The following is a 12,799-nucleotide window of genomic DNA, read 5'->3' as shown; positions in this document are numbered from 1 at the left end:
CCTCGGAAGACCTCGACCCCTACCCGGTGAGCGACGCGCTGACAGATCTACACCCTCGATTGTGAAGAGCCGGCTTACTCCGCGCTGACTAGAGGTAATGCCCGATAAGGAGCTGACGGGGCCTGAGGAAACGTGAAGCTGCGTATTTTTCACTTCGCGGCCATTCTTACTCCAGCTGCAGCACGAACTCCGCTCCACGGCCGTTGCATGAAAAATTGCATTTCATGGTCTCGGTTCGCGATCACGTTCCATTGCGAAATCCTCAATGCCTTGAAAGAGCAATCCAATGTCTTTCCGACCTTGCCCATAGTCCACGAGTGTCGTTGCGAGCCGGGGATCGCAAGTGGCCGTAATTTCCGTTCGGTCAGGACTTAGCGATGTGTACTTCAAGTGGGTTGTCATGCCCCACGTTTTGAAGTTCATGCGTCCACGGATTTCGGCATGCTCGCTGGTCAATTCGACGACGGAGAATCTGGGGTGATTCCCGACGACTCGCTCAATGGCGACTGGAACCTCATCGATGGGCAGACTCACCACAAGCCGACCTTCAGATCTGGCGGAACGGGACGATATTTCGTAGGAATCCCCGGACTCAGAACGCTTCCGCCGGGCAGCGATGAATATCAGAACAGCAGCCACCGATGGGATGGCGACCCAGCTGAAGGTCACCCACGGCGACACCTCCGTCCACACCGCTATCGGGGTGAGAAAGCACACCAAGACAGCAAGCCAGACGATCAGAAAGATCCAGCCCGTTCGAGGATTGGATCGCTGACGAGTGTCCAATGACAACCTCCGAGATTCCGTGGAATAGGGCAGACGACAGGAAAAGGGCCTATTCGTCTGTCTTTCGTTCCTCTCCTTGCACGGCGAACATGCCCAATACGCCACTGGCTGCCATGATGCAGCCAACAACTGCTCCGGCTGGCGTCCATGTCACGACTGCGTACACAGTTCCGACGAGCACCAGCAGGAGGAAAATTCCGTATCTAACCTTCTTCACGATCGACCCCTTTGTTGACCGAGATACCCCCGAATAAGCCCTAAGGCCCAGCCAGTTCGACTGGACCGCGTCGCGGACGCTCATATTCCTCCACGGGGGTCCGCCAGGCAATACCCGGAAGAAAAGTGGGGACAACGGCAGAAGTTACCGCCGCTGCCGGTGATAGGCGGCGTGCACTTCTTGTCGACGCGGCAACGCGAGGTGCCCGGGGTGTCCTCGATGATGAGCGAGCACGTCCAAACCGTCTTGCTCCACTCGAGTCATGAGGCGATCCACGATTTCATTCAGACTCTGATGTCCGTCCGCCTCGCGGTCGATCTGGTCCAACAACCGTGCGATGGCCTCGGTCTGAGACGCATCGACGAGCTGCGACAGCGCGGCTATATCCACGTCTTCCCGGCCCCGCTGGATGGTGCCCAGGCCTCGCCCACGGGCCGGTTTCTCGCGGAACCCACCGTGGTCGCCACCGCGGCGATTCCGGTCACGCGAGCCGCCCGCTTGGGTGCCGCGAGCGCCGTCGTTCTTCGACGACGCCGCCGCCGGGACGTGCTCGCGCAACTCACCGAAACTGCCGGTGGGTTTTGTCTGCTCCCCCGACGGGAATTCGGCAGACACCTGACGAGCTCGGTCGGTGACGTCCGAGGCTCGATAGGCGTCCATCGCAATGACCAGATCCGCGACGTCCAGGAACGCCCCGGAACCGCCCGTCACGAGCACCGTGGACACGCCCTTGTCCCGATACAGCGACTGCACCCTGTCGACGAACGGCGTGATGGGCTCCCGCTCGCCGGGTACCAAAGCGCGCATGCGCTGATCGCGGACCATGAGGTTGGTGGCGCACGTGTCCTCGTCCATGAGCAACGCCTTTGCGCCGGATTCGACGGCCTCCGTGATCGAAGCGGCCTGGGATGTAGAACCCGACGCATTCGTGGTGCCGAACCGCCGCGTATCCGCGCCGGTGGGGAGATTGTTGATGAACGGGGAAACGTCCGTATCGGTGACCGCGCGCCCGTCCTCCGCACGCACGGCCATTGCGTCCGCCCTGGTGATCACCAGCTCGCGGCCGTCGCCGGGCACGTGGTCGTACACCCCGCGCTCGAGGGCTTGCAGCAGCGTGGACTTGCCGTGATAGCCGCCGCCCACGATCACGGTGACGCCTTCTGGAATGCCCATGCCGGAAACCTCCGTGCCATCACCGAGCGAGAGGGTGACCTGCAAATTCTCAGGTGGCTCGAACGGCACGGCATGAGTGGTGAGCGGCTCGTCACGGTGCCCGGACGCGCGAGGGAGCACGGCGCCGTCGGCGACGAAAGCCACTAGACCGCGCGGGGCGAGCTGCGAGCGCACGTGCTCGGCGTCCACGTAGGTGCGCACATGGAGTTCGATCGCCGCGGCGTCCAGGTTGCGGAAGAGCAGGGAGCGGTCGACGACGCTCGGCAGCACCTCGGTCAGCAACCGTTCCGCGGCGCGCCCCTTGATGCGGCGGCCCGCGGCGGGAAGGGCGATTTCGCAGCGAACCTCGACGGCGTCGTCGTCGATGAGAACCGACGAGCGCTGCAGGGTCTCCTGACCCACACGAACCATGAAAATCCCACCGGAGCCCTTGCCGCCGTCTGGGCTGAGCACGCGGGCGGCTCGGCCGAAAGCGCGCGTGAGGAAGTCACCCGCGGCAATGCGCTTGGCCGCCGAATCAACGAGATGCTCCGGAATGCCCGCGACCTTCCGCGGCACACGAAGCCGAACCATGGACGGCGGCGCGTACGGGTCCGACTGCACGCGATCGATCAGCAGATCGAAATCACCGACGCGCCAGTCGCCCTTGAGCTGTTTGTACGCGCCGTAGCTGTTGCCGTCCAGTCGCTTGAGGACGTGTGCGAGGTCAGTGCGTGGGGTGCCCATGCCTCCATGGGACCACACTCGGCCAAGTCATTCCGAACGCTTTTGCAGCCTGCTCAGGATGATCGCGACCACCACGCTGGCTACGTACGTGACGCCCACAGCGATCCAGCCCGCGGTAAAGCCCCCGGTGAGGTCCACAAGCTGCCCCACGATCAGCGGTCCCGCGCCGAACCCCAGGTACATGCCCGTGGCCACCAGGCCCGACGCCGCTCCCACCTTGGCTGCCGGCGCCGTCGCCACCGTGCCCGAATTGATGATCACGTTGGCGGCCAGTGGGAGGGTCGCGTGGAACGCGATGCCCAACCACATCAACCAGCCCTGCTGAAATGCCTCGGCTGCGATCAAGAACGCCAGTCCGACCACGCCGCCCAGGCTCATGATTTGGATGAGTACGGACGGACGCGCCATGCGGCCGGCCACGCGGCCCCACCCGATGCGGCTCAGGATGCCCAGCACACCGATCACGCCGATGATCATTCCCGCCACCGTCAACGGGAAGTCCAGCGCGCGCACGGCGAACAGCGACGAGTAGACGGTGACACCCTGGGTTCCCACGGCGTTGAGGAAAGCGACGAGGGAGAACAACCAGACCGCCGTCGGCAATTTTTCGCGACCGGGCGCCGCCGGTTTGGCGGGGGCGGGCGGAAGGGGACGGGCGGCGATGTCGCGCTCGACCTTGGTGATGATCAGCCACGCGATCACCAACGCGGGAACGCAGGCCGCCGCCCCGATCAGCGCGGAAGTCTGCCAGCCAAAAGCAGCGCCCAGGAACGGAAACGTGAGCCCCGAAATCAACAGCCCCATCTGCACGCCGGACTGCTTCCAGCCCATCCAGCGGCCGCGTTGAGTGAAGCTCGTGCGCTGGGCGATCAGGCGGTTAGTGGCGGGATTTGAAAAGGACTGCGCAACACCGGCAATCAGCGCGGCCGCCAGCAACACCACAAAGGACTGCCACATCGCGCTCACCAGGAACGCCACCACGATGCCCGAGAAGATCAACGCGATCTGGAAGCGCGGGGTGAGCTTGTCCGCGAGCACCCCGAGGAACGTAGCCGTGACGCCGGCGGAAATGTAGACAGCCGCCAGGATGAACCCGTACTGACCTTCGGTGATGCCGTACTCGTCCACGATCAGCGCGCTCAACGAGCCCAACGCGTAATTGAACACCGGCCCAATGGCCATGGCCCCCATCAACACGACCAGCAGCACTCCCGGCGCGCGGTTCGAGGCATCAGATGTGGGACGTGTCACCCACAGCACATTAGCGGGCCTAACTGATTCACGACAGGGGTGGTCCGGAGTGCGAGACGACGCGGTGGATCGGTGACGGGTTCAGCAGCCCGCAGAGTCACGGTCTGGTCCGCCCGCTACTGCACGGCGCGGGCATCCTCACGTAGGCTCGTAGAACGGACTACGGAGGCGATCAACATGAGTGAAGAGCTTGACCCGGACCTTGCCCGCGCCTTGAGCGAGCCCGCCCGGCTCGTGCGTGCGGACCCAGCATTGCTGGAGGTTGTGCGTGATGCTGGAGCACCGGCTCAACGACAACTGCTCACGCAGAGTTCCGAAGCATCTTCGCCCGAAGACCGCTATGCGTCCGCCGCCATGCTTGCCGCACTGTTCAATGACCGCGGCCCCCTTGATCAGGCCGCCCGCGGGTATGGTTCCACTCCTCCGCGCGAACTCGTGGCACTGTCCGAGGTGGAGGCCCTGCGCCCCGCGCTCAAGAAGTCACTGTCCAGTCCGGTGCTGACCGGCTTGCTGGAGTGGGCTACCAAGCCCGACCCCGCCGATCCCCCGCTCGAACTCGCCATGGCCGCTCGTGACCTGGAACTTCAGGATTCGACTGTGCTCCGTTCCGTGGCCAGCCGCGCGGAGCAGGTCGCGCAGCAGACCACCAAGCGCAATCAGCGCGGCCCGCTCGAACGGGTGACCGAGGTGCTGCGGCAGGCAGCCGACCGTGGCAACGAAACGGGCGGAGCGACGTCGGCGGCGGTGAATGAGCCAGCCTCGAGGCCCTCGCCCCAGGACCCCGTGAACTCGTCGAGTGGCTCGGGACCGGCGGTGACCACGAGCGGCATTCCGGAATCGGAGCTCGTCGACGATAACGAGCCGGATCCGTTCGCCAATGACGCCCCGAACAAGGACCCGCGCAGCACTGAGTACCCCGGCACCGGCGTGCCCGTGCGCGATTCGATCAACGGCCCTCGCCCGGACGCACAGGATCAGCCCAAGCGGGACAAGATTTTCGATGCCGACCGGTTCTGGCCCATGGGCCCTCGCAAGACCGACGACGCCGCCGGCGCACCTCCCACGGATCAGCCGCCTGTGGAACCGGGACCGCCGCGCCAGCCCTCGACCTCAGAGCTGTACTACGGCGTGGGTAGTGACCGCTACGCGGACCGGGACCCCAACAGCCAGGAAACCCGGGACAGCGACAAGCACGTGCTGCGTAACTGGGGCATCGTGTTCCTGGTGATCATCGCGATCATCTTTGTGCTGACGCTGGTGCTGTAAGCGCGTTAGATCCGCGGAAACATTCGAGTCCGTAAAAGTGCCATCCGTTGAGTCGAAACGGCACTTTTACGGACTCAAATGTTTAAGCCAAGAACTGAGACCGCCCCAAGCCACCCGGAACGGGTCAAACTGGCTTGAAACGGTCTCAGATCTAAGTGTGCCTCAAAGAACGGGTTACTTGTTGGCCCGAATCTCCGTCACGACCCGATCCATGGATGGGCTGTGGTTGCCGAAGCGGTGCATGGTGATGGACACGGCCTGCTCGGAGAGCATGTACATCAACTCGATGCGACCGGTGCCCACCACGTCGTCCGTGATCAGTGCGATGTCCGGGTGCTCGGCGCGGACCTCGTAGAGCGGTTTGAGGTCATCGTCGGTGCCGTCCCACGGCTGGATCACGCGGACACGAGCGCCGTGGTCCACGTTGAGTGCGGTGTCGTTGAGGATCTCCCGGTCGGACAACTCCGCGAACGCCCCCAGCGAACCTGCGCCCAACGCGTGCGCAAAGTCCACGTCCGAAGCCGGCGAGAGCACCGTGGTGAACAGTCGGCCCACCTGCTCCGGCAGCTCTTCCGCCGGGCTGAGGATGACCTCGGACCCGGAACGGGAAGCAGCCAGACCCACACGCAGGATGTCGGTCAGGGATGCACCCTCCGCCGCGCGCACGATCACGGTGCGGGGGCGGTAGCGGAACAGGTTGGCCTCGCTGACCAGGGCGGTGGGGTCCTTGACCTGGCCGAACTCGCGCTGCCACTCGGACTGATCGGACATCGCGGCGCGGCGCAGCCACACCTGATCGTCCTCACCCACGAGGGGCAGGACAGCGTCCAGTCCGCGGTGCACGCGCGGTTCCAGAACCCAAGCGCCGGCCGCGCTGCGGTCCGAACCCGAAGACGTGAAGTCTTCGCGGCACCAGCGACCCAGCGACGTCAGGTAGTTGGGGCCGCCGGCCTTGGCACCGAGACCCACGGAGGAACGCTTCCAACCGCCGAAGGGCTGACGCTGCACGATCGCCCCGGTGATACCGCGGTTCACGTACAGGTTGCCCGCCTGAACACGATCCACCCAGTGCAGGATCTCGTCCGCGTCCAGGGAGTGGATGCCGGCGGTCAGGCCGTAATCCGTGGCGTTCTGCAGCTCAATGGCCTCATCCAGGTCGTCCGCGCGCATCAGGCCCAACACCGGGCCGAAGCACTCGGTCAGGTGGAAGAACGAACCGGGCTTCACACCCGTGCGGATACCGGGACGCCACAACTTGCCGGAGTCGTCCAGCTGCTCGGGCTCGATCAGCCATTCCTCACCGGGCTCCAGCTCGGTGAGTGCCTTGAGCAACTTACCCTCGGGCTTCTCCACGGTGGGGCCCACGGACGCCTGCAGGTCATCGGGCCATGCAACCACCATGGAAGACGCGGCGTCGATGAGCTGACGGCGGAAGCGATCCGACGTAGCGACCGAGCCCACCAGGATGCCCAGCGAAGCCGCCGAGCACTTCTGGCCCGCGTGACCGAATGCGCTGGACACCAAGTCCCACACGGCCTGGTCGCGGTCCGAGCTGGGGGTGATCACCAGGGAGTTCTTGCCGGAGGTCTCTGCGGTAAGCGGGCGCTCGGGGAACCACTTGGCGAACAACTGAGCGGTCTCGTACGCGCCGGTCAGCACCACGCGCTGCACGTCCGGGTGGGAGATGAGTGCCTTACCGGCGTCACCTTCCACGGCGTCCACGAGCTGCAGCACGTCGCGGGGCACACCGGCCTCCCACAACGCCTCACAAATGGCGGCCGAGCAGCGGCGGGTCTCCGGGGACGGCTTGTGAATCACGGCCGAACCGGTGGCCAGCGGTGCCACGGTGGTGCCGGTGGGGATCGCAATCGGGAAGTTCCACGGCGGGGTCACCACGGTCACGTGGTGCGGGGTGAACTTACCGCCGTCCACGAATTCCAGCTCCAGGGCGCGGCGTGCATAGTAGCGGCAGAAGTCAACGGCCTCGGAGATTTCGGGGTCGCCCTGTTCGAGCACCTTGCCGGTCTCGGCACCGGCCACGGCCAGGAGGTGCCCACGGCGAGCCGCCAGGATGTCACCGGCGCGGTTGAGGATCTCGGCGCGTTCGCGGGCGGGGGTGGCCGCCCAGGTCTCGCCGGCAGCTTTGGCGCGCGCGACGACGTCGTTCACGGCCTCGACAGCCTCGGTCGAGTCGTCCTCGACGTCCTTGAGCACCTCGGGAACGGCCAGGCTCTCGAACCATTCCTTGTCCGCAATGTGCGCGGCAATCTTCTCGGCCCACTCCTGATTGGCGCGGGTGGAGATATCCGTGTCCGGCTCGTTGCGGAACGGTTCGTCCAGGGGTTGGGTGGGCTCATCGCCCACGGTCTCCTGGGAACGGTCCTGGATACGGCTCGGAGGCAAGATCTCCGGGTCCGAGCCCACGTCCTCAAGGGCGGCGCGGAATCGGTTTTCTTCACGCTTGAAGATGCGGTTGTCCGGAGCGAGATCGAAGATCCCGGACATGAAGTTCTCGCTCGCGGAGTTCTCCTCGAGGCGGCGCACCAGGTAGGACACGGCGACGTCGAACTCGGTGGGGCGCACGGCCGGAACGTAGAGCAACAGCTGACCGACGTCCGTGGATACGGCCTCGCTCTGCTCGGTGGCCATGCCCTGGAGCATTTCGAAGTCGATCCGGTCCGTCACGCCGCGCTTGTCCGCGAGCAGGTGGGCGAACGCGATGTCGAACAAGTTGTGTCCGGCCACGCCCAGCTTGAGGCCGCGCATGCGCTCCGGGGTGAACAGCCAGCTCAGCACGCGCTTGTAATTGGTGTCCGTGGCCTGCTTGGACGGCATGGTGGCGATGGGCCAACCGTGCATCTCCGCGTCCACGCGCTCCAAGGCCAGGTTGGCGCCCTTGACCAGGCGAACCTTGATCTGAGCACCGCCGTCGGCCACGCGCTTAGCTGACCAGTCCGAGAGCCGCTCCACAGCGCCCAGGGCGTCCGGGAGGTAAGCCTGCACCACGATGCCGGCCTCGAGATTTTTGAGCTGCGGCTTGTCGAGCAGACGCTGGAAGACCTCCATGGTCAGTTCCAGGTCCGAGTAGATCTCCATGTCCAGGTTGATGAACATGGTGCCGGTCTCCTTGGAGGCGGCGGCCTCGTACAGCGGCAGCAAACGCTCGACCACGCGGTCAGCTGTGCGATCGAAGCCCCAGTGGGACAACTGCGGCACCACGGAGGAAACCTTGAGGGAAACGTAATCGACGTCCGGGCGGTGCAGCAGATCCTCGGCGTCCTTGAGGTGCTTCTTGGCTTCCTGCTCGCCGAGCACCTCTTCGCCCAAAAGGTTGATGTTGAGGCGGTGGCCCTGTTCCTTCATGGACTTCACGGACTTGCCGAAGGGGCCGGGGCGGGCATCTACCACCATGTGTCCCACCATCTGACGGAGGCGGGTACGCGCGGCCGGAACCACAATGGATGAGAGCTTGTCCGAGAGCGCGGTGCCGGCCTTGATCTGGGCACGGTCCACGGCGGACATGGATTCCGGGGTCAGCTTGGCGATGTCCTGCAGCGCCTTGGCCGCGGCCTTGGTGTCTTCCGTGCGGATCACACGGTCCACGAAGCCCACGGTGAACTCCAGACCGTGCGGATCCTGCAGCACGGTGGCCAGGCGGTCCTCGGCGGGGTTCTTCTGAGAACTACGTTTTTTGTTGTCCTGCGCCCGGTCGAGCCACTGGCGCACCAGGTCTACAGACGCATCCGCCAATTCGCGGGGATTGGTCAAAACGGTGATGTTGCTGGTCATCGCAGCACCTCCAGGATCTTGGCCCGGCTGAGATACCGAGGCATTCCCTCGGCCACCAGCCGAGGTGATCCGGGCCCTGCATGGCTGGTCTCCCAACGCTATCGCGCCTTAGGGGGCAATGAGTAGTCAGGATCACAGAATGACGAAAAGTAACATATTAGTCGCCTTCCGCGGTCAATTTTCAGGTGCCGACGCCGCCGCTTACGCGTACTCGGTCAGCCCCGCCCCGCTCAACCTCACGCCTCGTTCCTTGCAGACCCGATCTGACTGCCTGCGGTCCATCGAAATCCACGAACCGAACCCCATGCAGTCTCAGGGGCGGGAAATGCACCCGCACGGTCTGGCGGGAGGCATTTTCACGCCAGTGCCCAATTCTGAGTCACGCCCAAGCCATAGATCGTCCGCGCCAGTGGCTTAAGAGTGTCTGTGATCTATGTACTGGCCTCAAAGTGGCTCAGATCTCGAGGTGCTCAATTCTCGCCGACGCTCACGCCGCCCAACCTGCCCACCGCAACAGTGCCGCGGTCAGGGCTCCAAGGATCACCACCGCGAGGAACGGGGCGCGCAACCATAGGGCTACCCCGGCCACGATCAACGCCCCCACGCGGGCGTCGAGGACCAGTGCGGTTCCGCTGGCAAAGGTGTTCATCACCACGAGTGACGCGAGCAGACCCGCGGTGACCAGCCCGGCCAGGCGAGGGACGAGCGGGTGGTCCAGAACGGCGTCGGGAACCAAGTACCCCACGAGCTTGGTGACGTACGCGATGGCGGCCGCGGTGAGCACCCAGAACCACATGCTCATGAGCGGGCCTTCTTCCGTGCGGACCGCGCGCCGATCAGACCCCAGGCCAGTGCGACCACCGCGGCGACCAGCACCGGGATGCCCGAGGGGACCAGCGGGATGCAGATGGCGGTGACCACCCCGCACACCACGGCGACGGCCAGCGGTTCGCGTTCACGCAACCGCGGCCAGAGCAGACCCAGGAAGGCGGCCACGGCGGCACCGTCGAGACCCCACTGACCGGGGTCACCCACAGCGTCACCCAGCAGTGCACCGACCGCGGTGAACAGATTCCACAACAGGAAAACACTCACGCCGGCCACCCAGAAGCCGCGCTTGCGCTCCAAGAAGGTGGGCTGCGCGGAGGCCGCGGCATTGGACTCGTCGATGGTGACCTGGGCGGCGATCAGCTTGCGCCAGGCCTGCGGGCGCAGCAGCGCGTTCATGGTCATGCCGTACACGGTGTTGCGCACGCCCAGCAGCGAGGCCGCGCCCAATGCGGCCGCTCCCCCACCGCCGCCGGAGAGCACACCGATGAACGCGAACTGCGACCCACCCGTGAACATCAGCGCGGACAACGCTTGCGTCTGCCAGAACGTCAGCCCCGCCGCGATCGAGAGCGCACCGAAGGAGATGCCGTACAGACCCGTGGCGATGCCCAGGGACAATCCCACGCGCACGGCGGGCGACGATCGCCACGGGATGACCGACTCCGAGTCCGCAGCCATTGCAGAAGATCCACTCACGATTGCGCGGAGCTCCTGCCCTGCATGACTTCCAGGGTGGCGAGCACGCGGATCAGATTCAGGTGCGCCTCGGACTGAGGGAAGTTGCCCGTGGCACGGCGTTCCGAGGTCGAGAACGTGGTGGGTAGCAGTCCCAGTTCGTTGGCGGCTCCGAGCACGGTATCCAAGAGTTTCACGGCCTCCTCCACGCGATCACAGCGGGCCAGCTGGTCCGCGAGCTGCAGCGTTGCCGAGATCGAGGGCGCCGCCTGACCCGCGAAACCGTCCTGACCGATCGAGGACGCGAACGCCTCGACATCGTCCAGGTCCGTGAGCTGCGGCAGGTTGCGGTAGCGGTGCAGCAGGCCGGAACGGTCTGTGAGTTCCTTCTGGATCCGGGCCACGGTGCCCAACATGCGCTCATCGTCATATGCGACGAAACCGACCTTGGGCAGCTGCAGCAGCGAAGCGTCCACCGCGGTGGAACCGTAGTACTGCACGAACGAGCCGACCTCCGGGTCATAGCCGTTGGTCCAGATCTCGTGGGCCAGCTGATCGCGGTGTTCCTCCCAGGTCTCCACATCACCGGGCAGGCCGTGAATCCGCACGGCGTCCACACCGGCCTGCAGCGCGGCCCACATCATCACTCGCGTGTAGGTGTAGTGCTGCGGCTCGCCGCGCATCTCCCACACGCCCTGGTCCTTGTCCTCGTAATTGGCCACCACGGCGCGCAACAGGCCCTGCTGCAACGGCCAGGACAGGTGATCCTCCTGGACCCCGCGGCGTCGGAGGCGTTCGAAGACCACCAGCACGTGACCGGCGACGTCCGCCTGATACTGCGAACCGGCGGTGTTGCCCTCGCGCACCGGCCGAGCGCGCTCGTAACCGGGCAGGTCAACGAGCCGTTCGCGGCCCACCACGGAACCATCGAGTCCATAGACGTTGGAGGGGTGGTCCACGTCCCCGGCGACGGCGCGCAGCAACCAGTTGCGCAGCTGGGCCGCCTCTCGATCGTGGCCGTGGTCAAGCATGATTTCGAGCGCGAGCGCGGCGTCACGGGGCCACGACAAGCGGTGATCCCACGTGCGGTCACCGCCCAGCACCTCGGGCAGCGACGTGGTGTCCGCGGCGATCAGGCCGCCGGTGGCCTGGTGCATCAGGCCGCGCACCACCAACAGGCTGCGGCGGATGATGTCCTCGCGCGCGTCCTGGGTGACGGTCAGTTCCGCGGCGCGTTCTGCGTCCGTGGGGGCGCGCTTGGTCTGTTCCCGTTCGGCGAGCTTGGCCTCGGTGGCCGCGGGGTCGTAGAGCGCGGACCATTCCTGCCACAGGTTCAGGGTGGCGGTGAGGGTTTCGTTGACATCCAGGGCTTCCGGCGGCGTGCTGTGGGACGGGAACCAAGTCAGCGAGAAGTCCTTGGTCTGGCCGGCGGCCACGGTGAACGTACCGGCGTGCCGCCGCTTGGAACGGTCCTCGTCCGCTTCGGGCAGCGGGTCGCCACGGAAGACGACGGCGTCCGGTCCGGCCATGCCCACCAGGACACCTTCCGTGTGCTCACCGGATTCGTCGCTCTCCTCCACGTCGAAACGGCTCAGCCACGGCACCGACGCACCGAAGTTGAAGCGCAGGCGAACGTCCTGGAAGATCTCCACCTCACCGGTCAGGCCTTCGACCCGGCGGATCAGCGCGGTGCGCGAGGAGAGAGGCATGAAGTCCGTGACGCGCACGGTTCCGGTCTCCGTGGTCCACACGGTGTGCAACACAAAGGTGTTCTCCGCATAGAAACGCTCGACGGCCGTGACGCCCGGGCGGTCGAGGTCCACCTCGCCGTCATCGTCCACCGCACACGCCGGGGCCAGCAGCCATCGACCGTTGTCCGGCGTGCCCAATAGGGATGCGAACATCGCCGGGGAATCAAAGCGGGGGGCGCACCACCAGTCGACGGAACCCGTACGGGACACCAACGGGCCGCTGCGCATGTTGGACAGCAGCGCGTAATCCTCGATCCATGAAGCCATGGGTCAAGAATTTCATACTCGCGGGACGGACTCAGCCGCCGGGCGCACAAGGGCAGGTCAGTTCACA

Annotated in this window: 7 protein-coding genes; 1 reads left to right on the top strand and 6 read right to left on the bottom strand. The window is 65.4% G+C overall.

What is annotated here, in order from left to right:
- Positions 1-1,147: 1,147 nt before the first annotated feature.
- Both RF638_RS14045 and RF638_RS14040 read right to left on the bottom strand, forming a co-directional pair.
- Entirely contained in the window at positions 1,148-2,902 is a 1,755-nt protein-coding gene (locus RF638_RS14045) for an ABC-ATPase domain-containing protein (protein ID WP_259914569.1), read from the bottom strand.
- A 27-nt stretch (positions 2,903-2,929) separates the two neighbouring features.
- Positions 2,930-4,153, bottom strand: a complete 1,224-nt coding sequence (locus tag RF638_RS14040) for an MFS transporter (protein ID WP_259914566.1) — start codon at positions 4,151-4,153, stop codon at positions 2,930-2,932.
- A gap of 177 nt (positions 4,154-4,330) precedes the next feature.
- Between RF638_RS14040 and RF638_RS14035 the strand changes: the two genes are divergently transcribed.
- Complete coding sequence (locus tag RF638_RS14035; protein WP_259914563.1) at positions 4,331-5,419, top strand: hypothetical protein; 1,089 nt, start codon at positions 4,331-4,333, stop codon at positions 5,417-5,419.
- 174 nt (positions 5,420-5,593) lie between these two features.
- Here RF638_RS14035 and RF638_RS14030 read toward each other — a convergent pair whose 3' ends face one another.
- From RF638_RS14030 to RF638_RS14015, 4 genes are all read right to left on the bottom strand, one after another.
- A complete protein-coding gene (locus tag RF638_RS14030; RefSeq protein ID WP_368842274.1) occupies positions 5,594-9,208 on the bottom strand; it encodes a proline dehydrogenase family protein in 3,615 nt (1,204 codons plus the stop codon).
- A 487-nt stretch (positions 9,209-9,695) separates the two neighbouring features.
- On the bottom strand, positions 9,696-10,010 hold the full coding sequence (locus RF638_RS14025) for an AzlD domain-containing protein (protein WP_095798688.1): 315 nt from the start codon (positions 10,008-10,010) through the stop codon (positions 9,696-9,698).
- Positions 10,007-10,717, bottom strand: coding sequence for an AzlC family ABC transporter permease (locus RF638_RS14020; RefSeq protein ID WP_259914667.1), 711 nt, complete (start codon positions 10,715-10,717; stop codon positions 10,007-10,009). Before RF638_RS14020 ends, RF638_RS14025 begins: the two co-directional genes overlap by 4 nt.
- Before the next feature lie 14 nt (positions 10,718-10,731).
- Positions 10,732-12,732 carry a glycoside hydrolase family 15 protein gene (locus RF638_RS14015; protein WP_259914544.1) on the bottom strand — a complete coding sequence of 667 codons (2,001 nt, stop codon included), beginning with the start codon at positions 12,730-12,732 and terminating at the stop codon, positions 10,732-10,734.
- Between the last annotated feature and the right edge of the window lie 67 nt (positions 12,733-12,799).

It is taken from the genome of Kocuria sp. CPCC 205235 (assembly GCF_040980905.1).
In the GTDB taxonomy this organism is placed as follows: Bacteria; Actinomycetota; Actinomycetes; order Actinomycetales; family Micrococcaceae; genus Kocuria; species Kocuria carniphila.
This window is presented reverse-complemented; position numbering and strand designations above follow the sequence as displayed.